This is a genomic window from Petralouisia muris (assembly GCF_004793545.1).
Taxonomy (GTDB): Bacteria; Bacillota; Clostridia; order Lachnospirales; family Lachnospiraceae; genus Petralouisia; species Petralouisia muris.
This window is the reverse complement of sequence record NZ_SRYA01000006.1, coordinates 47474-73374: the sequence shown is the minus strand read 5'-3', so window position 1 is coordinate 73374 and position 25901 is coordinate 47474. Positions and strand designations below refer to the sequence as shown.

27 protein-coding genes and 1 pseudogene are annotated in these 25901 nt (G+C 45.5%); 1 reads left to right on the top strand and 27 read right to left on the bottom strand.

The window, feature by feature from the left end:
• Positions 1 to 95: 95 nt before the first annotated feature.
• The 3 genes from E5329_RS04180 to E5329_RS04170 form a co-directional block, all read right to left on the bottom strand.
• Positions 96 to 707 carry an HAD family hydrolase gene (locus tag E5329_RS04180; protein WP_135988346.1) on the bottom strand — a complete coding sequence of 204 codons (612 nt, stop codon included), beginning with the start codon at positions 705 to 707 and terminating at the stop codon, positions 96 to 98.
• Between the two features lie 10 nt (positions 708 to 717).
• Entirely contained in the window at positions 718 to 2001 is a 1284-nt protein-coding gene (locus E5329_RS04175; RefSeq protein ID WP_135988345.1) for an adenylosuccinate synthase, read from the bottom strand.
• Between the two features lie 319 nt (positions 2002 to 2320).
• Positions 2321 to 3232 carry a LysR family transcriptional regulator gene (locus E5329_RS04170; protein WP_135988344.1) on the bottom strand — a complete coding sequence of 304 codons (912 nt, stop codon included), beginning with the start codon at positions 3230 to 3232 and terminating at the stop codon, positions 2321 to 2323.
• Positions 3233 to 3332: 100 nt separating this feature from the next.
• Between E5329_RS04170 and E5329_RS04165 the strand changes: the two genes are divergently transcribed.
• On the top strand, positions 3333 to 3983 hold the full coding sequence (locus E5329_RS04165; protein WP_135988343.1) for a trimeric intracellular cation channel family protein: 651 nt from the start codon (positions 3333 to 3335) through the stop codon (positions 3981 to 3983).
• A 138-nt stretch (positions 3984 to 4121) separates the two neighbouring features.
• Here the strand turns inward: E5329_RS04165 and E5329_RS04160 are convergent, their stop codons facing one another.
• The 24 genes and pseudogenes from E5329_RS04160 to E5329_RS04050 form a co-directional block, all read right to left on the bottom strand.
• A complete protein-coding gene (locus E5329_RS04160) occupies positions 4122 to 4988 on the bottom strand; it encodes a DegV family protein (protein ID WP_135988342.1) in 867 nt (288 codons plus the stop codon).
• Between the two features lie 68 nt (positions 4989 to 5056).
• Positions 5057 to 5413: an Hpt domain-containing protein gene (locus tag E5329_RS04155; protein WP_135988341.1), complete on the bottom strand. Its 357-nt coding sequence runs from the start codon at positions 5411 to 5413 to the stop codon at positions 5057 to 5059.
• A 330-nt stretch (positions 5414 to 5743) separates the two neighbouring features.
• A complete protein-coding gene (gene groL, locus E5329_RS04150) occupies positions 5744 to 7369 on the bottom strand; it encodes a chaperonin GroEL (protein ID WP_135988340.1) in 1626 nt (541 codons plus the stop codon).
• Positions 7370 to 7415: 46 nt separating this feature from the next.
• Entirely contained in the window at positions 7416 to 7712 is a 297-nt protein-coding gene (gene groES / locus E5329_RS04145) for a co-chaperone GroES (RefSeq protein ID WP_135988339.1), read from the bottom strand.
• Between the two features lie 160 nt (positions 7713 to 7872).
• On the bottom strand, positions 7873 to 8370 hold the full coding sequence (locus E5329_RS04140; RefSeq protein WP_135988338.1) for a C-GCAxxG-C-C family protein: 498 nt from the start codon (positions 8368 to 8370) through the stop codon (positions 7873 to 7875).
• Between the two features lie 255 nt (positions 8371 to 8625).
• Positions 8626 to 9765, bottom strand: coding sequence for a HipA domain-containing protein (locus E5329_RS04135; protein ID WP_135988337.1), 1140 nt, complete (start codon positions 9763 to 9765; stop codon positions 8626 to 8628).
• A 38-nt stretch (positions 9766 to 9803) separates the two neighbouring features.
• Entirely contained in the window at positions 9804 to 10937 is a 1134-nt protein-coding gene (locus E5329_RS04130) for a hypothetical protein (RefSeq protein ID WP_135988336.1), read from the bottom strand.
• Positions 10938 to 10973: 36 nt separating this feature from the next.
• Positions 10974 to 11354: a hypothetical protein gene (locus tag E5329_RS04125; RefSeq protein ID WP_135988335.1), complete on the bottom strand. Its 381-nt coding sequence runs from the start codon at positions 11352 to 11354 to the stop codon at positions 10974 to 10976.
• An 11-nt stretch (positions 11355 to 11365) separates the two neighbouring features.
• A complete protein-coding gene (locus E5329_RS04120) occupies positions 11366 to 11878 on the bottom strand; it encodes a hypothetical protein (RefSeq protein ID WP_135988334.1) in 513 nt (170 codons plus the stop codon).
• A gap of 79 nt (positions 11879 to 11957) precedes the next feature.
• Positions 11958 to 12656, bottom strand: a pseudogene (locus E5329_RS04115) (sulfate/molybdate ABC transporter ATP-binding protein); the annotation flags it as partial.
• 14 nt (positions 12657 to 12670) lie between these two features.
• Entirely contained in the window at positions 12671 to 13558 is an 888-nt protein-coding gene (gene cysW / locus E5329_RS04110) for a sulfate ABC transporter permease subunit CysW (RefSeq protein ID WP_135988333.1), read from the bottom strand.
• A gap of 110 nt (positions 13559 to 13668) precedes the next feature.
• Positions 13669 to 14520 (bottom strand): sulfate ABC transporter permease subunit CysT, encoded by an 852-nt coding sequence (gene cysT / locus E5329_RS04105; RefSeq protein ID WP_135988332.1) that lies wholly within the window; start codon positions 14518 to 14520, stop codon positions 13669 to 13671.
• Positions 14521 to 14612: 92 nt separating this feature from the next.
• Positions 14613 to 15635 carry a sulfate ABC transporter substrate-binding protein gene (locus E5329_RS04100; RefSeq protein WP_408634639.1) on the bottom strand — a complete coding sequence of 341 codons (1023 nt, stop codon included), beginning with the start codon at positions 15633 to 15635 and terminating at the stop codon, positions 14613 to 14615.
• Between the two features lie 62 nt (positions 15636 to 15697).
• Positions 15698 to 15820: a hypothetical protein gene (locus E5329_RS30400; protein WP_275442983.1), complete on the bottom strand. Its 123-nt coding sequence runs from the start codon at positions 15818 to 15820 to the stop codon at positions 15698 to 15700.
• Between the two features lie 9 nt (positions 15821 to 15829).
• Positions 15830 to 17656: an adenylyl-sulfate kinase gene (cysC, locus tag E5329_RS04095; protein WP_135988330.1), complete on the bottom strand. Its 1827-nt coding sequence runs from the start codon at positions 17654 to 17656 to the stop codon at positions 15830 to 15832.
• Position 17657: 1 nt separating this feature from the next.
• Positions 17658 to 18551 (bottom strand): sulfate adenylyltransferase subunit CysD, encoded by an 894-nt coding sequence (gene cysD / locus E5329_RS04090; RefSeq protein ID WP_135988329.1) that lies wholly within the window; start codon positions 18549 to 18551, stop codon positions 17658 to 17660.
• A gap of 305 nt (positions 18552 to 18856) precedes the next feature.
• Positions 18857 to 19711 carry a carboxylating nicotinate-nucleotide diphosphorylase gene (nadC, locus tag E5329_RS04085; protein WP_135988328.1) on the bottom strand — a complete coding sequence of 285 codons (855 nt, stop codon included), beginning with the start codon at positions 19709 to 19711 and terminating at the stop codon, positions 18857 to 18859.
• On the bottom strand, positions 19680 to 21005 hold the full coding sequence (locus tag E5329_RS04080; protein WP_135988327.1) for an L-aspartate oxidase: 1326 nt from the start codon (positions 21003 to 21005) through the stop codon (positions 19680 to 19682). Before E5329_RS04080 ends, nadC begins: the two co-directional genes overlap by 32 nt.
• A gap of 129 nt (positions 21006 to 21134) precedes the next feature.
• On the bottom strand, positions 21135 to 21671 hold the full coding sequence (locus E5329_RS04075; protein WP_135988326.1) for a hypothetical protein: 537 nt from the start codon (positions 21669 to 21671) through the stop codon (positions 21135 to 21137).
• Positions 21672 to 21691: 20 nt separating this feature from the next.
• Positions 21692 to 22423: an ABC transporter permease gene (locus tag E5329_RS04070; RefSeq protein ID WP_135988325.1), complete on the bottom strand. Its 732-nt coding sequence runs from the start codon at positions 22421 to 22423 to the stop codon at positions 21692 to 21694.
• A gap of 5 nt (positions 22424 to 22428) precedes the next feature.
• Positions 22429 to 23268, bottom strand: coding sequence for an ABC transporter ATP-binding protein (locus E5329_RS04065; RefSeq protein WP_135988324.1), 840 nt, complete (start codon positions 23266 to 23268; stop codon positions 22429 to 22431).
• On the bottom strand, positions 23265 to 23957 hold the full coding sequence (cobI, locus tag E5329_RS04060; protein WP_135988323.1) for a precorrin-2 C(20)-methyltransferase: 693 nt from the start codon (positions 23955 to 23957) through the stop codon (positions 23265 to 23267). The genes E5329_RS04065 and cobI overlap by 4 nt, the downstream gene beginning before the upstream one ends.
• Positions 23958 to 24017: 60 nt before the next feature.
• Entirely contained in the window at positions 24018 to 24827 is an 810-nt protein-coding gene (locus E5329_RS04055; RefSeq protein WP_275442981.1) for an ABC transporter ATP-binding protein, read from the bottom strand.
• Positions 24824 to 25855: a FecCD family ABC transporter permease gene (locus E5329_RS04050; protein WP_135988389.1), complete on the bottom strand. Its 1032-nt coding sequence runs from the start codon at positions 25853 to 25855 to the stop codon at positions 24824 to 24826. Before E5329_RS04050 ends, E5329_RS04055 begins: the two co-directional genes overlap by 4 nt.
• Between the last annotated feature and the right edge of the window lie 46 nt (positions 25856 to 25901).

Genomic DNA, 25901 nt, shown 5'->3' with positions numbered 1-25901 from the left:
GGTTATTTTTTAACAGTTCCTAAAGATTCCACAGACAGGATTCACTCAAAATTTCCATATCCTGCAAAATCCTTCCTTAATACAGCAGCTTTTTATTACTCTGCCACGCCAACTCCAAGACTTTTCAGTTCTTCCTCTGCCTGAGATTTGGTGTGAAACAGAATCGTTGCCATTCCCAGCTGGTTGGCCGCAATAATATTTGCCCTGTTGTCATCCAAAAACACACATTCTGTCGGTTCCAGATGGTATTTTCGGAACAGCGCTTCATAAATTTCCACCTCCGGCTTCACCGCCTGCACCTCATAGGAAAAGATTGCGCCGTCCACATCTTCCACAAAAGAAAGCTCTTCTATGGTCTGGGAATACATTCGTCTGGAATAATTGGAAAGCAGGTACACCCCATACCCCTGCTCCTGAAAGCTTCGAATCCAGGGACAGGCATAGTCGTATTGTTTAATGCAATTTCCCATATTATTCCAAAAATACACAATCTCCCCCTCACACTCCGGCGCCTGCTCCACAAAACCTTTCAAAAGATCTTCGTCGGACATTTTACTCCGGTCAAACTCATTCCATAAATCAGAAAGCACCGTTGCATTTGCCACCTTTTCATAGACTTCCGGTGAAAAGTCCAGGGTATCCATAAATCCCCGCCAGTCAAAATCCACCAGAACTTTTCCCACATCAAACACTATATTTTTTATCATATTCTTCCCTTTATTTTCCATTGCGGTAAATAATGTCGTCTCTGCCCGGACCATTGGAAATCATGGTGATCGGGAATCCGATTTTTTCTTCTACAAATTCAATATATTTTCTGCAGTTTTCCGGCAAATCCTCGTATTTTTTGATTCCCCGGATCTCACACTTCCATCCCGGAAGAGTCTCAAGAACCGGTTTCGCCTTCTCCAGATTCACTGTGGCTGGAAATTCTGTGGTAACCTTTCCGTCAATTTCATAGCCGGTGCAAACCGGAATTTCATCCAGATAACCCAGCACATCCAGCACGGTAAAGGCTACATCTGTAGTTCCCTGTATCCGGCAGCCGTATTTGCTCGCCACAGTGTCAAACCAGCCCATGCGTCTGGGACGGCCTGTGGTTGCCCCAAACTCTCCGCCGTCGCCGCCCCGGCGTCTCAACTCATCGGCCTCTTCTCCGAAAATCTCGCTGACAAACGCCCCGGCTCCTACGGAAGAAGAATAGGCTTTGCAGACAGTGATGATTCTCTTGATTTCGTATGGAGGAATTCCGGCTCCAATGGCGCCGTAAGCTGCCAGTGTGGAGGAGGAAGTCACCATGGGATAAATTCCGTGATCTGTATCCTTTAAGGAACCAAGCTGGCCTTCCAGCAGAATATTTTTCCCTGCCTGAATGGCTTCCCAGAGGTAAGCGGAGGTATCGCACACATAAGGCTCCACCATATTCCGGTATCCCTTCAGTTCCTCCATTAAATCCTCTGGCTTTAGCAGCGGCTTATGATAGAGATGCTCCAGCATGATATTTTTAGTTTCGCAGATTCTTTCCACTTTCTCTTTCAGTCGTTCTTCCTCGAACAATTCACTGACCTGGAAACCAATTTTAGCATATTTATCGGAATAAAATGGCGCAATTCCTGATTTCGTGGAACCGAAGGATTTTCCTCCCAGGCGTTCCTCCTCATACTGGTCAAATAAGATGTGATAGGACATCACCATCTGGGCGCGATCGGACACCAGAATCTTCGGCGTTGGAACGCCCCTGTCCACAATGGACTGGATCTCCTCAAAGAGCACCGGAATATTCAGCGCCACCCCGTTTCCGATGATGCTTGTGGTATGGTTGTAGAACACGCCGCTTGGAAGAGTGTGCAGTGCGAATTTGCCGTAATCATTGACAATGGTATGGCCTGCATTTGCACCGCCCTGAAAACGCACGATAATATCGGCTTCCTTCGCCATCATATCCGTGATTTTCCCTTTTCCTTCGTCTCCCCAGTTTGCACCAACAATTGCATTTACCATTTAAAGTTCCTCCTTTATGTTCCCTTCCGGCAGAAGGGAGGCTTTGCTTTTTGTATACCCGTGAGCGAAATGATTTGCCAACAAATTTTCGCCATTTCAAGAAAACAAGCAAATCATTTAGCAAATAAGTATGCTCTTGAGTATAATTCTGTGCTTTTACTTTCCCATTATAGCGGAAAACCCTACATAAGTAAAATCAATGTTAATTATATTGAATATAACTATTTCTTATGTAAATACTGGAAAATACTGTGTTAGCGCACGGAGCTCTTTGCCGAATATGAGATATGCGGAACACATTAAAATAACAAGCACTGTGCTAACGGGCAGGTTTTCCAGCCGGACAGATCCCAATCATATCCAGCAGCTTTCCCGCTGCCGCAGATACCGGTATTCGTCCGTCGGTTACCACGCAGAATTCTCTGGCTGGAATTTTTTCTTCAAATTCCAGCTGGAACAGCTCTCCGGTTTTCAAGAAATCCTCTGCAAAATCTTCCACCACACTGGCAATTCCAAGACCTTTTCTGGCAAACTGTATCAGCATATTGCTGGTGGCAAGCTCAAATTCCGGCCGAAGCTTCACACCGCTTTTTTCCAGAAATTCATCTACGTAATTCCTTGTGGAAGTATTTTTCTCCAGGCACAGCACCGGAAAGTCTTCCAGCCGGCTGTATTTCAGAACACATCCCTTCAAATCCCGGAATTTCTTCCCAGCCACAAAGACATCCTGAATCTTGCGCACCCTGGTCACATTCCAATCCCGGCGGCTGTGAATGGGCGTACTCACCACGCCAAAATCAATTTTTCCATCCTGCAGGTGCTTTAATGTCTCCGGTGTAGGAGCATTTGTCACAGACACACGGATTTGCGGATATTTTTCATGAAACTGCTCTAAAAGTTCCAGCAAATAAAACTGCAGGGTCATGTCGCTTGCGCCGATTCGGATCTCTCCAGCCTCTAAATCCAGCATTTCCCGGACCTTCCGCTCCCCCTGCATGATATATCCATATCCCCGCTGCACAAAAGTATACAGCATCTCGCCCTCCGGGGTAAAGCGAACCCCTTTCGATGTCCGGACAAAAAGGGCGCTTCCTAAGGCTTCCTCCAGATGCCGGACAGCCTGGCTTACCGCCGGCTGGGAAACAGACAGCTCCTCCGCAGCCAACGTGATATTTTTTAATTTCCCCACATAATAAAATATTTTATAATATTCCAGATTAATATCCGCCATAAGATCCCCCTTTCCCGGAAATTTTATTTTTTGCATTGTATTTTTCAATTTTATTCAGTATAATAGGCGGGAAAACTCATAAGAAACGGAGCACAGAACTATGACTTACACGGAACTTTTTATTTTTACTCTGGAAATCATCGGTACCATCGCTTTTGCCTCCTCCGGAGCCATGCTGGGCATTCGGAAAAATATGGACATTTTCGGGGTCAATGTCCTTGGTATCACCACTGCTGTGGGCGGCGGCTGTATCCGGGATCTCCTTTTGGGCATTCATCCGCCCAAGATGTTTCAGAATTTTGCATACGTGGGCACAGCCATTCTAACCTCCTGCCTGCTGTTTGCCCTGTTCTACCTGAAAAAAGAGCTGCTGGAAAGCTCATTTCTGGAGCATTACGAACGGGTGATGAGCACCCTGGACGCCGTGGGCCTTGGCATCTTCACGGTCATGGGCATCCGCACGGCCCTTTACCTGGAAAGCAGCCACATCAACAATTTATTTCTTCTTGTTTTTGTAGGCGTAGTTACCGGAATCGGCGGAGGCATGATGCGGGACATTATGTCCGGAAACACCCCCTTTGTCTTCATCAAGCATGTCTATGCCTGCGCAGCTTTGATTGGGGCGTTCCTGTATATTTTCCTGTGCCGGGTCATTCCGGACACAGCCGCCATGCTGATTAGTTCTCTGGCTGTTGTGGCAATCCGGATGCTGGCGGCCCATTACCGCTGGAACCTGCCCCGCATCCAATAAAGCTGAAAAGGGCTGTCGGGAAATGAAATTTATACATAATATATGGTTGTGACATCGAAAGAATTACAATATATATTGTGAAAATTCTGTTCTTTTCCGACAGCCTTTGTACGCTTAAAATTATTTGATTTGCGGGTATTAAGAAAGTTTTTTAGCGCAGGCAAGAGCAAGGGCTCCCGGCCCGATATGGCATGCCACGCTGAGAGATAAGGGATCTACTGATGTCACCTCAGCCTGGGGAAAAGCTCCCTGAACCTGCCCTTTAAATTCCATTGCAGTGTCCTGATCCTTGGTATAAGCAATAAACAGATGCATGTCCTTCCCTGTTTCATCTCCAAAACGTTTCACAAAGTCATTTTTAACGGCTTCTATCATAATATTTTTGGCCTGCTTTACGGTTCTTGCCTTGGCAAAAGCATCCAGCTTCTCCCCCTGAATCTGAAGCACCGGCTTCAATTTCAACAATGTGCCAAGAGCTGCCGCCGCCGGTGTAATTCTGCCGCCCTTTTTCAGATAAGTCAGGGTATCCACCATAATATAAATACTGGAATCATACTTGGTCTCTTCCAGATAATTCTTGATCTCTTCCGCGCTTTTTCCCTGTTCAGCCAATGTGACCGCATCTCTTACCGACTGTTTCTGAGTGACAGAAATACGCTGGTTGTTTACCACCTGCACCTTTCCTTCATAGTCCTGAGCCAGCATAAGCGCTGTCTCACAGGAGCTGCTCAGACCGCTGGACATGGGTATATGCACAATTTCATCATATTCTTCTAATAATTTATCCCATAAATCTGTGACAGAGCCCACTGCCGGCATGGAAGTGGAAATCTCCCCATTTCCTTCCAGCTTTTCATAAAACTGCTCCTGGGTTAAATCAATGTCCTCAAAATATGTCTCCCCATTGATAAAAAACGGCATGGGCAGTACGCTCACTCCGTATTCTATTGCCTGTTTCTGGGTAATACCGCTGTTACTGTCTGTTACAACTGCAATTTTTCCCACCTGAATCGTCCTCCTTTATGATGATGAAAATCTGTCTCTTTTTTTGTATTTTCTCTCATGGAATTTAATTACTCAATTCTCTGAATTACATCCATCACCTGGTTATAAGCTTCCCGTAAATTTGCCAGATCTGCTTCCAGCCCTTCATAATTCTCGCTGCGCAGCTTTTCCACCACAACAACGTCTGCATTCATCAGCTTCTCCAATCCCAGATTTCCCGCTACGCCTTTCAAGGTATGGGCGCAGTGGAAAGCATCTTCATAGCTTTGTTCTGACACTGCCTGCTCTAATCCTGCAAAATTCTTATCGTCCTTAAATTTTAACAAAAGCCGTTTGAACAGCATTTCATTATTCATCAAACGATTCAACGCTTCCTCCAGATTCACTCCTGCTGCAGCCAATGCTTCCTTTATCTCCTGATTCATACTGTTTCCTCACTTTCTTCTATCTCTATTGTTTCTATTTCTTTTATCTTGCATACAAATCCCTGTCTCCGCTATCCACCCCCTGACGGATTGCTTCCACCTGCCCCTTATCAAACTCCATCGCTTCATATTTCCTGATTTGCTGACTGTTCACTTCCTTTTCGTTCTCCTCTTATTTTTCATAATCCACTTATTAATTCTATTGTATAATTGCCGGACTGTCAATAAACAAATCTAATACCATGCTGATATTTTCACCGTCATAACACAAAAAGAACTGAGGAAGTTTTGGCCTTCCACAGTTCCTTTTTGTCTTATTGTATTCGGGAATTACATCATTCCCATTCCGCCTGCGCCGCCTGCCGGCATTGCCGGTACGTCTTCTTTAATATTTGCCACTACGGATTCTGTCGTCAGTAATGTAGAAGCTACAGAAGTTGCATTCTGCAATGCGCTTCTGGTTACCTTCACCGGATCAAGAATTCCTGCTTCTACCATATTTACATATTCTTCTCTGGTTGCATCAAAGCCAATGCCCGGTTCGGATTCTTTTACCTTATTGATGATAACGGCTCCTTCCAGACCTGCATTTGCTGCAATGTAGAACAATGGGGATTCCAATGCTTTTAAAATTACCTTTGCACCAGTCTTCTCATCTCCGTCCATATTCTCTGCCAAAGCTGCAACTTCTTTTGCCGCATGAATATATGCGGAGCCGCCGCCTGCGATAATGCCTTCTTCTACTGCTGCCCTGGTGGAATTGAGAGCATCTTCCATACGAAGCTTGCTTTCCTTCATCTCTGTCTCAGTTGCTGCGCCTACACGGATTACCGCTACACCGCCTGCCAGCTTGGCAAGTCTTTCCTGTAATTTCTCTTTGTCAAATTCAGAGGTGGTTTCATCAATCTGCGTACGGATCTGCGCAACTCTTGCTGCAATTGCGTCTTTGTCCCCTTCACCGTCTACAATAATGGTGTTTTCTTTCTGAACCTTTACAGATTTTGCGCGTCCTAACCGATCCATGGTAGTTTCTTTCAGTTCCAGACCTACTTCTTCCGAAATTACCTGGCCGCCGGTAAGAATTGCAATATCTTCAAGCATTGCTTTTCTTCTGTCGCCATAACCCGGTGCTTTTACTGCAACCACGTTAAATGTACCGCGGAGTTTGTTTACAATCAAAGTGGTAAGAGCTTCTCCTTCAATGTCCTCTGCGATAATCAGAAGTCTTGCGCCGGACTGCACTACCTGCTCTAACAAAGGAAGAATTTCCTGAATATTGCTGATTTTCTTATCGGTAATCAGGATATAGGGATCATCCAGTACCGCTTCCATCTTATCCATATCTGTTGCCATATATGCGGAAATATATCCCCGGTCAAACTGCATGCCTTCTACCAGATCCAGCTCTGTCTGCATGGTTTTGGACTCTTCGATGGTGATTACGCCGTCGTTGGAAACCTTCTCCATAGCATCCGCTACCAGATTTCCTACCTCTTCATCTCCTGCTGAAATTGCCGCTACTTTGGCAATCTGATCCTTGCCGTTTACTTTCTGGCTCATAGCTGCGATAGATTCCACCGCTTTCTCGGTTGCTTTCTTCATGCCCCGGCGAAGAACGATGGGGTTTGCGCCTGCTTCTAAGTTCTTCATGCCTTCTTTGATCATTGCCTGTGCCAAAACGGTAGCTGTGGTGGTTCCGTCTCCGGCAACGTCATTGGTCTTGGTTGCCACTTCTTTTACAAGCTGTGCGCCCATATTCTCAAAAGCGTCTTCCAGTTCAATCTCTTTTGCGATGGTTACTCCGTCGTTGGTAATTAAGGGAGCGCCGAAGGATTTATCCAAAACTACGTTTCTTCCCTTTGGTCCTAAGGTTACCCTTACGGTATTTGCTAATTTATCTACGCCAGCTTCCAATGCAGCTCTGGCTTCTGTGCCATATTTCAATTCCTTTGCCATAATAATCGTCTCCTTTATGATGTGCTCTTTACATATTTTGATTCAACTAGTTGCTTTCGTTCTCTACAATTGCAAGAATATCATTCTGTTTTACAATGATGTATTCTTCTCCGTCAACCTTTACTTCGTTCCCTGCATATTTGGAATAGATTACTTTATCCCCTTCCTTTACCTGCATGGTTACTTCCTTGCCGTCTACCATTCCACCAGGACCTACAGCCACTACTTTTGCTTCCTGCGGCTTTTCCTGTGCACTTCCTGCAAGAATGATGCCGGACTTTGTAGTTTCTTCTGCTTCACACTGCTTTAATACAACTCTGTCTCCCAATGGTACTAATTTCATTACAATTCCTCCTTATTCAGCCATCTGTTCTGCATTATGCTTATCTTTTTAGTTATTAGCACTCATTTATATCGAGTGCTAATTGCTTATGTACATAATTTAGCACTACCCATTTTTTTTGTCAATATACATTTTCATATTTTATAAAAAGTTTAGATTTTCATTTGGGAGGATGTTCCTGAATATATTTTGCCATAATCTCTGCCGCCATCCGAACTAATTTGGGGCAGGGCCTCTTTTTGTAATACTCTTTGGTCCGCTGCTGCGGCACAGGAGCGTCTTTTTTCTGCTCCAGTCCCAGAAGCTCCCGGCAGACAATGGAACCATTTTCTGCTTCAAAAGCTTTCGCCAGCTGCTGGATTCTTTCATAATGCTCTTTTTTGCCCTGATAGTCCCCGGGCTCTTCATAGCCGTAGAGCATTCCTGCCACCAGAAACATTCCGCTGACAGTTCCGCAGACCTCCCGGAGCCTGCCCATTCCGCCGCCAAAAGAAGAACTGAGCCTTGCCGCTGTTTTTTCTTCCATGCCATGCAAATCAGAAAACGCCAGAACCACTGCCTGGGTACAGTTGTATCCCTTCAAAAAATTTTCCTCTGCAAGCTGTCCGTAATCCCGTCCCTCTGCCTCAGACGCCGCTTTATTTTCTTCAAAATTCATATCTTGCTCCTCCTGTATGTAACTTATTCTATAGAAAAACTTCCGGAAACATCCCCATGGCAGTCCTTTTCTTCTCTGTGTAAAATACCGAAATAACCATAACCTATTCAAATTGAAAAGTCAATGTTTCCTGACAAAATAAATTCCTGCCCTTTAAGCCTTATCTCCATGAACGCTGTAAAACCCTTGCAAACAGCATATCAATGCCGTTTGCAAGGGTTCTTTTCTATCATTCGCCACTGGACTCCTCAAAGCTTACTGCACTCTCCCCATAGAGTTTTTTACCCTGTTTCCAACAGTCTGAAAGGGATGGTTTAACTTGTACTTTAAGTCTGACATCTGACACTCCAGCTCTTCATTTCTCCTCATAAGAGAAAGGGTGGACGTCCCAAACAGCTTCACAATATCTTCAATCATATCCAGATTCCTTGGATTCCATTTTTCTTCCACCTGATAATCTTCTTCAAACAGCCATTCTTCTCCGCCCAGATATTCCCTTGCAATCCTGCGGTTTCCTTCTTCATATTTCGACATAAATTCTTTCAATTCTTGTCTGGACATCATGCCGCATTTTTTGTCCTCTGCGGATTGCCGAGAAAATTCCCTTAACTGAGCCCGGAAAAAATCATTGCCTTTCTGGTCTAACTGGGGCAGGCTGTTCAGAATCCGCTTAATCTCATTACAGTTTTTCGTCAGGCTGACATTTGATATCTCTTCCTGTATCTGGTACTCTTCAGAAAACTCCAACCCAACTGCCTGCAAAAAATCCGCCTGAATCATTTGTCCTGCAAACCGGCTTCTGTCAAACCTTCTTACGATGATATTTTCTTTTCCCACAATCTCCGCAATTTTCTCCAGGATCCCATAATAATCAAGCTGCACCACCGGAAGCCTTCTTATCATTTCTTCCCAGGTAATTACAGACGTTTTCCGCAAGCCCGTCTTTACAATTTGGTTCCACCAGGAATATACAAATTCATCCTGCCGGCGCAGATATACGATTACCTTCACAGTAAACATATCTTTTTCCAATTCTCTCTGAAGCCTGTTCCAGCACATGCCCCCTAACCTAAATCCATGATTCCACACGCCTTCATCAGAAAGAATGATGTTGTCATATGTCTCAAACTCTTCCTGTATCTGTTCAAAGGCTTCCAAAAAAACCTTCTCCTCCGCCTCAAAATCCCTGTTCCCCTGTGCCTGGTTCACATTTCCAAGCAGAAAATGCCCATTTCTCCACGTCCCCACATTGGCGTATTCAAATTCAAACATCGGATATTCATACCCATATTTATGAAACTCCTCACGGTTGTCCCTGCAAAAATGCTGGATAGCAGTGGTAGCCGTTTTCGGCGTACCGATATGCAAATACAAAGTCTTCCTGTTTTTGTCCATATGCAAACACCCGCCTTTCCCTTATGTCCGTCTTTGCGTTACTGTACCTTCTTCCGTGAATTTTTAATCCGGTTTCCCACGGTCTGGAAGGGATGGTTCAGCTTATACCTCAAGGTAGAAATCTGACGCTCCAGTTCCTCATTTTTCTTTAAAAGAGAAAGCGTAAGCATTCCAAAAAAGGTCACAGTATCCTCAACCATCAACGGATTTCCTGATGTCCACGTTTCTTCCACCTGATAGCTGTCATCAAATAACTTATCTTCCCCCTTTAAATATTCCTCCGCAATTCTGCGGTTTCCCTCCTCGTATTTCGCCATAAACTCCCGCAGCTCCTGCCTAGAAAGCATGCTGTATCGCCTGTCGTCCCTGGGATTCATGGAGATCTCACTTAAATATTCCCGAAATAAATCGTTGGTTTTCTTATCCAGTCCCGGCAGACAATTTAAAAGCCGTTTAATCTCATTACTGCTTTTCGTCAGGCTCACATTTTCCACTTTTGATTCAATCTGATACCCCTCTGAGATATCCAGCCCAATTGCATCTGCAAAATCCGCCTGAATGGCCTGTCCTACAAAAGAATTCCTGTCAAATCTCCTTACGGTAATATTTTCCTTCCCAACAACTGCGGCAATCTTCTCTAAGATTTCATAGTAGTCAAGCTGCACCACCGGAAGCTTTTCCAGCATTTCCTTCCAGGTAATCACAGAAGTCTTTTTCATCCCCTCTTTTACTACCTGATTCCACCAGGAATAGGTAAATTCATCCTGGCGCCGGAGATATACGATTACCTTTACTGTAAAAATATTTTTATCCAGCTCTTCCTTAATCCTGTCCCAACCGCCAATCCGGAATCCATGGTTCCACATGCTCTCATCGGAAAGGATTACATTGTCATACTGTTCAAACGCTTCATAAATCTGCCGAAACGCCTCTTGAAATATCTTCGCTTCTTCTTCCGGATTCCGTTCTTGCTGAGTGAGATAGGTATCTCCCACAAGAAAGTGAGCATTTCTGGTTCGAAGCACATTGGGATATTTCCATTCAAAGATTGGATAAATATATCCATGGCTGTTTAATGTTTCCTGATTGTCCCTGCAAAAAAACTGAATCGCAGTGGTAGCCGTTTTCGGCGTTCCGATATGCAAATATAACGTTTTCCCGTTTTTGACCATATGTAAACCTTCCTTTCCTTCATGACCGTCTCTATTCTATTGCTCCTTGTTCCATGAATCCTTAATCCGGTTTCCAACTGTCTGGAAGGGATGGTTTAGCTTATGCCTTAAGTCTGTTATCTGGCGCTCCAACTCCTCGTTTTTCTTCCTGGCGGCAGAAAGCTTCTGCTCCTGCTCTTCATTTTTCTCCATAAAACTGACGACCGTCATCCCCAAAAGCTTTATAACATCCTCTATCATTCCCGGATTTTGGGGATTCCATTTTTCTCCCACCTGATAATTGTCGTCAAACAGCTTCTCTTCCCCGTTCAAAAACTCCAGAGCGATTCTGCGGTTTCCCTCTTCAAATTCCGCCATAAACTCTTTTAATTCCTGTCCAGACATCATACTGTACTTTTTGTCGTCTCCCGGATTCATGGAAATTTCAGTTAAACAATCCCGAAACAGATTGTTTGTTTGCTTTCCATTCCCCCCGAAAAATGATTTAAGATCCGTTTTATTTCATTGCAGTTTTTTGTCAGGCTGGAATTGGTCAGCTGCTGCCGGACCTGATATTCCTCAGAAAATTCCAGCCCTACTGAATCCGGGAAATCTGCTTCAATCATCCGGCCCACAAAAGAATTTCTGCTGAATCTCCTTACGGTAATATTTTCCTTTCCTACAATCGCTGCAATTTTTTGCAGTTTTTCATAATAATCAAGCTGTACTACGGGCCGTTTCTCTAACATCTCTTCCCATGACAATAAAGAGGATTTTTTCATCCCTTCTTTTACCATTTGATTCCACCAGGAATACATAAATTCATCCTGACGCCGCAAATACACAATTACCTTTACCTCAAAAATCTTTTTCTTTAACGTCTCCTGATTATCTTTGCAAAAAATCTGAATTGCAGACGTACCTGTTTTCGGCGTTCCAATATGCAAATACAACGTTTTCATAGTTCCCTCCAATTATCCTCTTTCTGCCGCATTTTTTACGGCAGTATTATTTCCCTCCCTGAGAAAATCTCTCTGTTTCAATAAAATCCGCCACAAATTCTGTTTTCGGATGGAAACAGATCTCTTCCGGCGTTCCAATCTGTTCGATTTTCCCCTGATTGATAATAATGACCTGATTCGCCACTTCCATGGCTTCCTCCTGGTCATGGGTGACAAAAATACTGGTGATGCCCACTCTTCCAATCATATCTCTCAGCCAGTTTCTCAGTTCCCGGCGCACCTTAGCGTCAATGGCTGCAAAAGGCTCGTCCAGCAAAAGCAGTCCCGGTCCCGGAGCCAGCGCCCTGGCAAAGGCTACCCTCTGCTTCTGACCGCCGGACAACTGATGGGGGTACCGTTTTCCCAGATCCTCCATGGAAATCAATTCCAGCAGCTCCTCCACCCGCTCTTTGATCTCTGCCTTGCTTTTTTTCTGAACCTCCAGGCCGAAGCCGATATTGTCTGCCACTGTCATATACCGGAATAAAGCGTAATTCTGGAATACGAACCCAATGCCCCGTTTATTGCCGGGCAAATCATTGACCCGAAACCCATTGATCATAATATCGCCGGAATCTGGCCGGTCCAGTCCCGCAAGCATCCGAAGGATCGTCGTCTTGCCGCTTCCGCTGGGGCCAAGCAGCGCCGCCATCTGCCCTTTCTCAATGCCGAAGCTTACATGGTCGGACGCCTGAAATCCGTCAAATGTCTTACAAATATCCTTCATTTCCACATACATATTCGGTGTTCTCCTTATTTTTTCTTCCATTCCACCAAGCTCTTCACAATCAATATCAGAACTGCCAGAGCCACCAGAATTGACGACACTGCAAAAGCTGCCGCCGTATTAAATTCATTGTAAAGGATTTCCACATGCAGGGGCAGGGTATTGGTCTTTCCCCTCAAATGGCCGGAAATCACAGATACTGCGCCGAATTCCCCCATAGCCCGGGCGCTGCACAGAATTATCCCGTACAACAGAGCCCATTTGATATGAGGAAAGGTAATCCTCCAAAAAATCCTCCATCCATTGGCCCCCATTAACGCCGCCGCTTCTTCCTCATCCTTGCCCTGGGCGTTCAGCACAGGAAAAAGCTCCCGGAATACAAAGGGGAAAGTCACAAATATGGTAGCCAGAATGACTCCCGGAACTGCAAATACAATTTTAATATCGTATTTGTCCAAAAAATCTCCCATCCATCCCATATTTCCAAAGGTCAGAATAAATACCAGCCCGGCAATTACCGGAGAAATAGAAAAAGGAATATCAATCAGCGCCGCCAGCGCCTGCCGTCCCCGAAAATAAAATTTCGACAGTAAAAACGCTGCAAACACGCCGAATACTGTATTCACTGCCACAGCAGTTACCGTTGCCAAAAGGGTAAGCTGCAGAGCTTTAATGGTATATTCATCCATAACTGCTTTCCGGTAAGCTTCCCAGCCTTCCTTCCAGGCGTTTGCCGCCACCACCGCCAAAGGCAGCGCCAGCATTACAAAAAGAAACAGCACGCTGAGGCCAATCAGCAGATATTTCACGATGCGGCTTCCGCCCTCCTCCGAGGGCTTCACCACCTTTTGTATGGAATTGATACTGTCACCTACCACGTCCTGCTGGTAGCTTCTTTGTTTTTTCTTTGCCATAAATATTCTCCTTAGATTCTTCCCTTATCGCTTTAAACGCTCTGTTCTCTCCTGACACTGACCCAATCCTTTGAGCCGATGTTCCAACCCAAGGCCCCCGCTCCGATGAATCAGGCCTTGCTGAATTTCTGCATATAAATCTGCAGAGAATTAATCAAAAGCATCAATATAAAAGATATGATCAAAAGCACCAGCGCAATGGCCGTAGCATCTGAATATTTATACTGCTCTAACTTCGTCATAATCAATAGAGGGGCAATCTGCGTCTCAAAGGGAATGTTCCCGGCAATAAACACCACGCTGCCGTATTCTCCAACCCCTCTGGCAAAGGCAAGGCCGAATCCGGCCAGAAGCGCCGGAAACAGTTCCGGAAGGATGACTTTAAAAAAAGTGCGCATCCGGCTTGCACCCAGCATCATAGCCGCTTCCTCGTACTGCCTGTCAAGCTTCTCCAGTACCGGCTGCACCGACCGCACCACAAAAGGAATTCCCACAAACACCATGGCAATAGTAATGCCGATGCGGGTATAGGCAATGGAAATTCCTATCTTGTCAAAGGCTGCGCCAATCCATCCCTGATCGGAATACAGAAAGGTAAGAGAAATGCCTGCAACCGCCGTAGGCAATGCAAAAGGCAGTTCAATCATTCCATCCATAATCCGTTTTCCGGGAAACTCATACCGCACCAGAACCCAGGCCAGAATCAAACCGAACACGCCATTTACCAGAGCCGCAAAAAAAGCGCAGGAAAAACTCACCAAATAACCGGACATCACCTGTTTCGAGGTGACCACTTCAACAAATTCCTGAAAACTTATTTTACTGGCGCTGATAAATATAGAAGCAAGGGGAATCAAAATAAAACAGCCAAGCATCGCAAGGGTCACGCCCATGGACAGGCCGAACCCCGGGATTACTCTGACTCCTTTTTTATTTTTCACTTTAACAATTTGCTGCTCCACGCCTAATATCCTCCTCGTTCCATGATACTTCTTCCTATCTCCTGCCTGCCGCAAACAAAGCAGGCAGTCCCAAGACCGTGCCGCATAAGCATTTACTCTGTATAAATCTGGTCAAACACAGCCCCATCCTGGAAGTAAGTCTCATAAGCCTTGTCCCATCCTCCGAAATCATCAATGGTAACCAGGTTCATCTCCAAATCAAATTTATCCGAAAACTCCTGAAGGATTTCCTCATTGGAAGGGCGGTAATGATGCTTTCCTGCCAGTCTTTGGGCCTCATCACTGTACAAATGCTCCAGATACGCCGCCGCCAGTTCTTCTGTGCCGTGATCTTTTGCGTATTTATCCACCACTGCAACGGAAGGCTGAGCCAGAATGCTGACACTGGGCGTTACGATCTCATATTCATCCGGATGGGTATCCAGAGACAGATACGCTTCATTTTCCCAGGCGATCAGCACATCTCCCTGCCTGTTTTCCACAAAGGTATTGGTGGCTCCCCTGGCGCCGGAATCCAGCACCAGCACATTCTGATAAAGCTTCGTCAAGAACTCTTCCGTTTCCTGCTCACTTTTGCCATTCTGCTGCTCATAAGCCCAGGCAGCCAGAAAGTTCCAGCAGGCGCCGCCGGAAGTCTTTGGATTTGGCGTAATCACTTCCACCCCATCCTTTACCAAATCGTCCCAGTCTTTGATATTTTTCTCATTGCCTTTGCGCACCAGAAACACAATGGTGGAAGTATACGGGGCGCTGTCTCCTTCAAATTCTTCGCTCCATCCTTCCTCAATCATCCCGGAATTCTCAATTGCCGTAATGTCATGGGCCAGGGCAAGGGTCACCACATCCGCTTCGTTTCCCTCAATGACAGAACGGGCCTGGGAACCGGAGCCCCCATGGGACTGGGTAACAGTCACATCACTGCCGCCCTGTTCCTTCCAATATTTGCAGAAAATGTCATTATATTCCGCATAAAATTCCCGGGTAGGATCATAGGAAACATTCAACAGCTCCGTTCCATCCCCCTTCTTATCGCTGCCTGATCCATCCCCGCATCCTGCCAGGCAGGATGCGGCCAGAATACCGCATAACGCAAACGCTGCTGTTTTCTTACCCAAACCCCCAAAGCAATTCTGTCCTTTGGGGCCAAACAGCGGCAAAAATGCTTTTATTTTTTCTCTCATGCCTTACACCTCTTGTTCCTTCTATCAGTTATTTTATCATTATCAATGTGCTTTGCCGCAATCCGGATGCCGCCTGACTGGCCGTCCATCATCCGGCTCCCTGTCTGCATTCCCGGCAAATAAGCCTTCTACAGATATTTTTCCAGCCCTTCCAGCAGAATGTCCAGGCATTTTTCCAGGCTGTGCTTGCTGGTATCCACCACAATATCCGGATTCTCCGGCTCCTCATATTTGCCGGATATTCCTGTAAAGTTGGCAATCTTACCCATTCTCGCATCCTGATAGAGCCCTTTGACGTCACGCTTCTCACACTCTTCTAAAGGCGTGCTTACATAGACCTCCACAAAGCTGTCCCCGATAATTTCTTTGGCGTTCCTGCGTTCCAGCCGATATGGTGAGATAAAGGAGGTCAGCACAATCAGCCCCGCATCATTCATCAGCTTGCTAACTTCTGCAATTCTGCGGATATTTTCAATTCTGTCCTTTTCTGTAAATCCAAGGTTCTTGTTCAGACCCATTCGCACATTATCTCCGTCCAGAAGCATGGTGTGCTTGCCCATAGCAAAAAGCCGCTTCTCCAGGGCGTTGGCCAGGGTGGATTTCCCTGCGCCGGAAAGGCCGGTCATCCAGATGGTAATAGCTTCCTGACCCAGTCTTCCTTCCCGCATTTCCCTGGTAATGTCCATATCGTGCCAGGTTAAGTTCTCTCCTCGTTCCAGAGAATACATAATTGTCCCGCAGGCGGAAGTCATATTGGTAATCCGGTCAATCAGAATCAAAGATCCCAGTTCCCGGTTGTTTTCAAACCGGTCAAATACAATATTGCTGCCTGTGGAAATCTCACAGAATGCAATCTCATTCTTGTAGATGGCATCGGTGTAGACTTCCGCTCCGGTGTTCACATCAATCTTATATTTGATATTCATAACTGTTGCGGAAATCAATTGAGTTCCTGTCTTAAGCCAGAAATTCCGTCCCGCAATCAGACTGTTGTCATCCATCCACAAAATAGATGCTGCAAACATATTTCCCACGGAAAGCTTATAATCCTTCTCCAGCACACAGCCTCTGGATATGTCGATTTCCGTATCCAGCTGAATGGTAACCGCCTGGCCGCTGCCGCTTTGCTCCACCAGCTGATCTCCCTGATGAATTCCTATCACCTTCGCTTTCTCCCCGCTGGGCATGACGGTGATTTCTTCTCCCACCGCTATGCTGCCGGAGGAAATCTGTCCCTGAAATCCCCGGAAATTATGATTTGGACGGCATACTCTCTGCACCGGCATAGAAAATTCATGCTGCCTGTCCCGTTCGCTGACATCAACTTCTTCCAAATAGTGGAGCAATGTCTCCTCTCTGTACCACATCATCATTTCAGATTTCCGGGTAATATTGTCCCCTTCTGTGGCTGAAACCGGAATAATCCGCAGAGTTCCGTAATCAAACTCCGCCATCAGGACTTTAATTTCTTTTTCAATTTTCTTAAAGCGTTTCTTGTCATAATCCACCAAATCCATTTTATTCACTGCAAATACAAAATGACGGATTCCCATCAAAGAACAGATTCTCGCATGGCGCCTGGTCTGCTGCAGCACTCCCTGGCTGGCGTCTGTTAAAATTACTGCAAGGGAAGCAAAGGAAGCCCCTACCGCCATATTTCTGGTATATTCCTCATGGCCCGGCGTGTCCGCCACAATAAAGCTTCTGCGTTCCGTGCTGAAATAGCGATAGGCCACGTCAATGGTAATCCCCTGTTCCCGCTCTGCCATCAGTCCGTCCAGCAGCAGAGAATAGTCAATTTTACCGTCTCTGGAACCTACCCGGGAATCCAATTCCAGAGCCCGTTTCTGATCTGCAAAAATCAGCTTCGCATCATAGAGCATATGCCCAATCAAGGTTGATTTTCCATCATCCACGCTTCCGCAGGTAATAAATTTCAATAATTCATTCTTCATGCTAAAAGTATCCCTCTCGTTTTCTTTTTTCCATGCTGGCTGCGCCGCCGTCTGAATCTATAATCCGGCTTGTCCGCTCCGATTCCACGGAAGATAAGGTTTCTTCTATAATTTCATCTAAGGTTGACGCTTCCGACTCCATAGCCCCGGTCAGGGGATAACAGCCCAGAGTCCGAAACCGCACGGTTCTGGTCTCGATTTGCTCTCCTTCTTTCAGCTTCAGCCTGTCATCGTCTGCCATAATCATCTGACCGTCCCGTATCACCACCGGCCTCGGCTTTGCAAAGTACAGCGACACAATCGGAATATTTTCCCGCTTGATATACTGCCAGATGTCTTTTTCCGTCCAGTTGGACAAAGGAAATACCCGGATGCTCTCTCCCTGCTTAATTCTGGTATTAAACAGCTTCCACATCTCCGGTCTCTGGTTCTTGGGGTCCCAGGCGTGGCTTTCGCTGCGGAAAGAAAAAATCCGCTCTTTGGCTCTGGACTTCTCTTCATCCCTTCTTCCGCCGCCGAAAGCCGCTGTAAATCCGTACTTATCTAACGCCTGCTTCAACGCCTGGGTCTTCATGATATCCGTATAAGCGGAACCATGATCAAAGGGATTAATCCCCTGCCTTAACCCATCTTCATTAATATATTCCAGCATTTCAATTCCAAGTTCCTGTGCTGTGGCGTCCCGAAATTCTATCATTTCTTTAAATTTCCATGTGGTATTCACATGCAGAAACGGAAATGGCGGCTTCTCTGGATAGAATGCCTTCATCGCCAGACGCAGCATCACGGAAGAGTCTTTTCCGATGGAATAAAGCATCACCGGCTTCTCACATTCTGCTGCTACTTCCCGCATGATGTATATCGCTTCCGCTTCCAGTTCATCTAAATGGTTCATGTTTTTCTCCTTTATTATGTAATGTTGACTAAAACAAATACTTTCCAAACTATCAAATTCAGTGTAAAAATAAATTGTGATAGAAATTTGAGTTTTACTCAAATTTAATAGTTAAAAGGATGATATTGTAAATCATGGAGCATTAATTCTGCCAGAATTGACAAAATTTATAACGAAAATAACAAAGATAATTGACAATAAATGGATAATTCTGCAAATTGCACAAAAAATGCCGTCTAATCACTTAAACGACATTCTGCATAATTGTGAACTGCTGAAATGATACGGAATGTATCATATCACCTTCACACTGCATGAAGATTTTTCAGGGAAATATCCATAATAGGCGCGGAATGGGTCAGCGCACCGCTGGAAATATAATCAACTCCCAGAGAGATGTAATGCTCAATATTTTCTTTTGTCACATTGCCGGAGCATTCAATCTCTGCTCTGTGGTCAATCAATGCAATTGCCTTCTGCATCTCTTCCACCGTCATGTTATCCAGCATGATAATATCTGCCCCTGCCTCCACTGCCTCCTGAACCATTGCCACCGTCTCGCACTCAATCTCAATCTTGCGTACAAAAGGCGCATATTCCTTTGCCATCAAAACGGCTTCTTTTACTCCGCCTGCTGCGCCGATATGGTTGTCTTTCAGCAGAACTCCGTCCGAAAGATTATAACGGTGATTGTAACCGCCGCCGACTTTCACAGAATATTTCTCAAAAATACGCATATTCGGCGTAGTTTTTCTGGTATCCAGAAGCTTTACCTTACTGCCCTCTAACAAAGACGCAATGGAATTGGTATAAGTGGCAATTCCGCTCATACGCTGCAGGTAATTCAGCGCAGTCCGCTCACCGGACAAAATGGCCCGGATATCACCGATAATGGTTCCGATTAAATCTCCTTTTTTTACCTTATCTCCATCGGAAAATTGAAATTCCACAGATATGGTTTCATCCAGTAATTCAAACACTCTTTGGAATACAGGCAGGCCGGCCAGCACTCCATCCTGCTTACAGATTAATTGGGCTTCCCCTGTCTGCGCCTTTGGCATCACTGCGTTGGTAGTGACATCCTCACTGGAAATATCCTCCCGCAGCGCCTGTAAAATCAGTTCATCTTCATTTAATGTCATGGTTATGCTGTTGTTCATATTCTTTTCTCATCCTCTCTATCTCCTGATGCACTAGCGTGCGGTTCTCCTGATGCAGTTTTTCGATATCCTTATACTTCTCCCGGCAAAACAGCCCATCTCTGCCATCCGGCCTTTCTGACGGAACGGCAGCAGATTCTGCTGCAAGATCCATCGCCGCGCGCCTTGCAAACACCAGGCTTTCCAAAAGGGAATTGCTGGCAAGACGATTGGCGCCATGCACGCCGTTGCAGCTTGTCTCTCCTACAGCGTAAAGGCGTTCCATAGAAGTTCTTCCCTCCAGATCTGACTGAATGCCGCCCATAAAATAGTGCTGTCCCGGCACCACTGGAATACATTCCTTTGTCACATCATAGCCTTCCTCCAGGCACCGTTTACAGATATTTGGAAAATGGCTTAAAATATCTTCCCTGGCAATATGCTCCATAGACAGCCAGACATAGGGCTTCCCGTCTTCTTCCATCTGCTTCTCAATGGCCTTTGTCACCACATCCCGGGGCAGCAGTTCATCCACAAACCGCTCCATTTTGGCATTGTACAGCACAGCGCCTTCTCCACGGACAGATTCTGAAACCAGAAACCTCCGGCCCGGCTTCTCAGAATACAGTGTGGTGGGATGTATCTGCACAAAATTCACATCCTGAAGCTTTACCTTATGCCGCAGTGCAACGGCAATCCCGTCTCCGGTTAAATGGGCAAAATTCGTTGAGTGCTGATACAATCCGCCGATACCGCCGCAGGCAAACACGGTATGCTCTGCCCAAAGCGGAGTTATCCTTCCCTGCCTATCCGCTGTAACCACCCCATAACAAACATTGTCTTTACAGAGAATATCTATCATTTCCGTATGCTCGTATATTTCGATATTCCTGCGTTCCATTGCCTGGGCCAGCAGCTTTCCGGTAATTTCTTTGCCGGTAACATCCTCATGAAACAGTATTCTGGGCCGGGAGTGCCCACCTTCTCTGGTATATGCCAGCTTCCCGTCCCGCCGTTCAAATTCCACGCCGTACCCCAGCAGCAAATCAATGATTTCTCCGGAGCTTCGGATCATCATTTCCACCGATTTCCCGTTATTTTTGTAATGTCCTGCCTTCATGGTATCTTCAAAATACGCATCATAATCGTCTTCTGACTGCAGGACACAGATTCCTCCCTGTGCCAGAAAAGAATCGCTGTTTCTGGCTTCATCCTTGGTAATAACGGTAACTTTCTTACTTTCCGGCAGCTGCAGCGCACAGAACAGCCCTGCTGCTCCTGTGCCTACTATCACTACATCTGTTTCTTTTTCCATGTTCCCACCTGTCAATATCTTTTTCACTATAATATGGCATAGCTGCCGCTACGCTGTAAAGATTTTAGCATATTTGGAAGAAAATTTCCAGTATTATATTACTCCGGCGGTAAAATGTCGACGAATTTTCTATGAATTCTTCTTTTTCACTATATAATTCAAAATACCTCCAATTACAATAATTCCAAAGGCTACACACAGCACCCTTTTGGCCGCTTCCTGGGGCAGCTCATTTTTACTTCCCACCGACTCCTGGTAAAAAAACAGCTGATAATGGATTTCAACGGGATTTCCCATAGCCGTGGTATCCGCAATCACATCCATTTCTTCATCCCAGCACAAAACCGGTATCTCAAAGACAGAATTCATTCCCTCCTCACTCTGATTATAATAGGTTTTCCCATCCACAACCATATAATCATAATTAGAACTGCTCCATTGAATCCTTGCCACAGGCATTCCCTCTTGAACCGTAAGAAGCGTGGGGGATGCAATCGAGGCCTTCCCGCTGCCGCCGCTCATATCCACAGATACGCTGTATTCCCCGTTCTCCATGGCAAATCCGCACAAAGAAAACAATGACAGAAGCGCAAACAGAATCAGCATGGCTTTTGCCATGCTCCCTCTGCTGCATTTTCTTCGTTTCACATACCCTTTTTTCAACATATTTTCCTTTCACGCTCCTACTAAAGATTCTGTTTTTGGTAAACAAACCATAACCCGATTGCCGTCAAAACAAACAGATACGCAAGCAGCACCAGAATCCCTGAGAAATTCCAGACTTCTCCATAGGCAATATGCCGTACAATGCTGCTGGTTTCTGACAGGGGCAAAACACTTATGACACTGCGAATCTCTTTCGGCATATTTTCTGTGGAAAAAAATGTATTGCATAAAAAAGCCATAGGCATAATCAGATAATTGGAAAATCTCGGCACATCCGCATGATTCCTTGCCAAAAAGGAAACAACCACTCCCAGCGCCGAAAATACCGCACCGTTTAAAAACAATACCAAAAAAGAAAAACCGTTAAAAATAAGGCCGGTGTGTATCGGCCACACCAGAAGCAAAATAACGCCGCCTGCATAAAGCCCTCTGATAGAACCCGCTATAATCTGCCCAATCATAAACTGCCATAAGGGAGTAGGGGAAATCATAACCTGGTCAAAAGCCTTTTCATACAACCTCTGGACATTCAGATTCTGTGCAATTGCATTAAAGCTTCCGTTCATTGTCGTCAGCGCCACCACGCCCGGAATCAGATAATGAAGATATGGCTTCCCATGAGACATGGTCTGAATTCCCATCCCAAAGACCAGAAGATACATAAGAGGCGCAATCATGGCTGCCAATGTAATTTTATAAAAATCCCGTCGGAATTCCACCCACTTTTCCCATAAAATTGTAATAATTCCCATTTCTTTCACCTGATTTCATCTTTTTTTGCCCGTTCCACAAATGCATCTTCCAAGGTAGTGTCCCGCAGTTTAAAACTGCCGTTTATCTGTGCGGCAAACTTCAACGCTTCTTCTTTGATATGGAAATAGTAGGTTGCTGCTTTTCCTTCCTCAGTCTCATCCACAGCAAACCGTCCCAATTCATCAATAAAATCCTGGGGCGCGCTGATTTTTTCTATCTTTCCATGATTCATCATAGCCACTCTGGCACACAGATGTTCCGCCTCTTCCATGTAATGTGTCGTCAGCAAAATCGTCAGATTTTTCCCGTTTAACTGTTTAAGCAGATTCCACATCTGCCTTCGCGACACCGCATCCATTCCTGCCGTCGGTTCATCCAGCAGCAAGATCTCAGGATTTGTCAAAAGAGCTCTGCACACCATCAGTTTCCGTTTCATTCCGCCGGACAGCTTCCGGACGGTTTTTCTCCGGTCATTGATAAGCCCGCAGAACTCCAGCAGCTCTTCGCTCCTTTTTCGGATTTCTTTTTTCGGCATATAGTAGAGCCTTCCCTGATATTCCATAATCTCATCCATATTCATATCCTGCCGCATCGAATATTCCTGTGTGATTACGCTGATTTTTTGTTTCAGGTCGGTTCTTTTTCTCGTAAGCAGTTCTCCGTCGATGAAGATTTCTCCCTGAGTTGGCAGAAGAAGCGTGGAAAGCATACCGATTGTAGTGGTTTTTCCTGCTCCGTTTAATCCAAGAAGTCCGAAAAATTCTCCTGTTTCAATGGTCATATTGACAGAATCCACAGCGGTAAACTGATCAAACTTTTTGGTTAAATTCTTTAAAACTATCATTTTTTCTCCGCTTCCTTTGAAATAATCAGGGAATAATATCCTGCAGTGTCAGGGATATCGTCTACATGAAGATATACCTGTTCTTTGCCTGTCCCGCAATTTTCTATCATAACTGCATCCCGCCCGCTCTTTTTTAGAATCTCCTTTACCTGGTCCATTTTACTGCCTGATTTCATCAGGACGCAGGTTCCCGCATCCGGCAGGTCATTTGACAAATGATGGACTGCCGGAAAAATATGGATCTGCTCATTCCATATGGCAAGAGGCATGTTCATTCTCGCTGCCGCAGCGCAAAAAGAAGGAACGCCGCTGACTAATTGGGTCTGAAATCCATCCGCCTCTGCGATTTTCTGGATATAGGTAAAGGTAGAATACACGGAAGGATCTCCCAATGTGAGAAACACAACATTTTTTCCCTGCTTCAGATAAGTTTCCACCAGATATGCGCCCTCTCTGTGGCGCTTTTCCCTTTCTTCCCTGTCGTGGGTCATAGGCATATACACTGCAAGCAGCTCTTTGTCTGCAAGCTCAGGCACTGCCGCCGCTGCAATCTGGTATGCGACAGTTTCCTTGGGATTTTTTCCCGGCAAAGCAATCACATTGTTTTCTTTCACCAGTCTCACAGCCTTTAACGTCATAAGTTCCGGATCGCCGGGGCCTACCCCTGCTCCATATAATATTCCACTCATATCCAAACCTCTTTTCTTGTATTTTTCCCGCAAAGCCCAAATCATCTATCATTCTATCTGTTATGGCTGCGAGCTTATCTGCCGGATATAGCCGGAAAGCTTTTCATTTTTCAGAAAACCCCCTTCTTTCAAATCAAACAGCCTTTCAATAAAATCCGATTCAAAAATTTCTTCCGGCGTTCCGTATCTTTCCACGAATTCCCCTTTCAGGCAAAGTATTTTATCGGAGACAAGCTTTGCAAGCTCCAGTTCATGCAAAGACATAATCACCGTAAGCCCTTTCTTATCTCTCAGTTCCTGCAGTATGGATAAAAAATCCAGCTTATACCTGATGTCCAGAAAGGATGTGGGCTCGTCTAATATCACAAGCTCCGGCTCCTGGCAGATTGCCCTTGCAAGCATGACCCGCTGTTTTTGCCCGTCGCTGATTTTATCAAATTCCTGATGGCGGATCTCTGCGGTATGGGTCAGTTCCATCACTTCATCCACAATCCGTTCATCCTCGCCGGATAAAACGCCAAACCATCCGGTATAAGGATACCTGCCGGTTGCAACCACATCCCGGCAATTTTTCATTTCCGCCGTTACTTTCTGTGTAAACACCACTGACATTTTCTTTGCCAGCTCACTTGTTTTCATTTCCCCTAACCTGTCGTCTCCAAAATATACTGCGCCGCCAATTAACTGCAGCTGCCCTGCAATGCTTTTTAACACTGTGGATTTTCCTGCGCCGTTTGGCCCTATCAGGCTTAAGATTTCCCCTTTCGGCAGTGTAATTTCCACCTCCCTGATCAGCGGTTTATTGTCATACCCCACACACATTTTATTTGTGGAAAAATAATATTCCTTCATGTTCCTACCCTTACTCATACATGGCTTTCTTTTCGTCTTTTTATCATAATCCAAAGCACTACCGGCGCGCCGAAAATGGCTGTTACGGTACTGATGCTCAGTTCTGTGGGTGCAAGCATTGTTTTAGCAAGTAAATCGCAAAACAGGCAGAACACACTTCCTCCAAGAAAGCATGCCGGTATCATCCAGATCGGTTCCACCGTATTTAAAAGCTTTTTCACCAAATGAGGCGCTGCGATTCCAACAAAGGAAATAGGCCCTGCATAGGCTACAATACATGCCGATAAAATACTGGAAAAAATCACAATGCACGCCCGCAGAAGGCGAATATTTACCCCTACGTTCCTGGCATAGACAACTCCCAGCTGATAAGCGGCCAGGGGCTTTGACATCAGAAAGACCGCAAAAGCAGTGATGGAAACCACGACTGCCATCACTTCCACATTTTCCCAGGTCATGCCGGAGAAGCTGCCTCTGGACCAGTTGTGAAGATTTACAATATCCGCATCCTCTGCAAAGGTTACCACCAATTCTGTGACAGCAGAACATATGTAGCCAATCATAACGCCGCTGACTACCAACATCGACATATTGTTGATTTTGCGGGATGCCAGCAATACAAATCCCATGGACAGCATGGCCCCCAAAAATGCCGCAAGAATCATGGCAAAAGATGATACCCCCACTCCCCTTCCCATCAGAAATACCATCACCAAAGCCACCGCCATTTTCGCACCGGAGGAAATTCCCAGAACAAAAGGCCCGGCAATCGGATTATTAAAAAATGTCTGCAGCAGATACCCCGCAAGGGACAATGCGCCTCCAAGGATCAGAACCGCCGCCGCTCTTGGAAGCCGGATATCCCATAAAATCTTTGTTATTGTTTCATTCCCCTCCTGCCCCACAAATTCCGCCAATGTAATCCTGACGCTTCCAATACAGATATTCAGAATAAAAAAAAGAAGCGCGCCAATCCCAAGTAAAATGAGGACTGTAATATATCTGCATGTTCTGTTTCTCTTACTGCCGCCCCGTGTTCCTGGCATTCTGGGACGCCAGGAAGGCGTTTGACTCCTTTCAGCCACAATATCC

Excerpts from the sequence above, each read along its gene's own strand:
- E5329_RS04070 (WP_135988325.1), bottom strand. The coding sequence starts at position 22,423 with ATGGGAATTATTACAATTTTATGGGAAAAGTGGGTGGAATTCCGACGG.
- groL (WP_135988340.1), bottom strand. The coding sequence starts at position 7,369 with ATGGCAAAGGAATTGAAATATGGCACAGAAGCCAGAGCTGCATTGGAA.
- E5329_RS04130 (WP_135988336.1), bottom strand. The coding sequence starts at position 10,937 with ATGGTCAAAAACGGGAAAACGTTATATTTGCATATCGGAACGCCGAAA.
- cysC (WP_135988330.1), bottom strand. The coding sequence starts at position 17,656 with ATGAAGAATGAATTATTGAAATTTATTACCTGCGGAAGCGTGGATGAT.
- E5329_RS04120 (WP_135988334.1), bottom strand. The coding sequence starts at position 11,878 with ATGAAAACGTTGTATTTGCATATTGGAACGCCGAAAACAGGTACGTCT.
- E5329_RS04080 (WP_135988327.1), bottom strand. The coding sequence starts at position 21,005 with ATGGAAAAAGAAACAGATGTAGTGATAGTAGGCACAGGAGCAGCAGGG.
- cobI (WP_135988323.1), bottom strand. The coding sequence starts at position 23,957 with ATGAGTGGAATATTATATGGAGCAGGGGTAGGCCCCGGCGATCCGGAA.
- E5329_RS04050 (WP_135988389.1), bottom strand. The coding sequence starts at position 25,855 with ATGCCAGGAACACGGGGCGGCAGTAAGAGAAACAGAACATGCAGATAT.
- cysW (WP_135988333.1), bottom strand. The coding sequence starts at position 13,558 with ATGGCAAAGAAAAAACAAAGAAGCTACCAGCAGGACGTGGTAGGTGAC.
- E5329_RS04155 (WP_135988341.1), bottom strand. The coding sequence starts at position 5,413 with ATGAATCAGGAGATAAAGGAAGCATTGGCTGCAGCAGGAGTGAATCTG.
- E5329_RS04075 (WP_135988326.1), bottom strand. The coding sequence starts at position 21,671 with ATGTTGAAAAAAGGGTATGTGAAACGAAGAAAATGCAGCAGAGGGAGC.
- E5329_RS04055 (WP_275442981.1), bottom strand. The coding sequence starts at position 24,827 with ATGAGTAAGGGTAGGAACATGAAGGAATATTATTTTTCCACAAATAAA.
- E5329_RS04180 (WP_135988346.1), bottom strand. The coding sequence starts at position 707 with ATGATAAAAAATATAGTGTTTGATGTGGGAAAAGTTCTGGTGGATTTT.
- E5329_RS04140 (WP_135988338.1), bottom strand. The coding sequence starts at position 8,370 with ATGAATTTTGAAGAAAATAAAGCGGCGTCTGAGGCAGAGGGACGGGAT.
- E5329_RS04135 (WP_135988337.1), bottom strand. The coding sequence starts at position 9,765 with ATGGACAAAAACAGGAAGACTTTGTATTTGCATATCGGTACGCCGAAA.
- nadC (WP_135988328.1), bottom strand. The coding sequence starts at position 19,711 with ATGAACAACAGCATAACCATGACATTAAATGAAGATGAACTGATTTTA.
- E5329_RS04125 (WP_135988335.1), bottom strand. The coding sequence starts at position 11,354 with ATGAATCCGGGAGACGACAAAAAGTACAGTATGATGTCTGGACAGGAA.
- cysD (WP_135988329.1), bottom strand. The coding sequence starts at position 18,551 with ATGAACCATTTAGATGAACTGGAAGCGGAAGCGATATACATCATGCGG.
- E5329_RS04065 (WP_135988324.1), bottom strand. The coding sequence starts at position 23,268 with ATGATAGTTTTAAAGAATTTAACCAAAAAGTTTGATCAGTTTACCGCT.
- groES (WP_135988339.1), bottom strand. The coding sequence starts at position 7,712 with ATGAAATTAGTACCATTGGGAGACAGAGTTGTATTAAAGCAGTGTGAA.
- E5329_RS04175 (WP_135988345.1), bottom strand. The coding sequence starts at position 2,001 with ATGGTAAATGCAATTGTTGGTGCAAACTGGGGAGACGAAGGAAAAGGG.
- E5329_RS04170 (WP_135988344.1), bottom strand. The coding sequence starts at position 3,232 with ATGGCGGATATTAATCTGGAATATTATAAAATATTTTATTATGTGGGG.
- E5329_RS04165 (WP_135988343.1), top strand. The coding sequence starts at position 3,333 with ATGACTTACACGGAACTTTTTATTTTTACTCTGGAAATCATCGGTACC.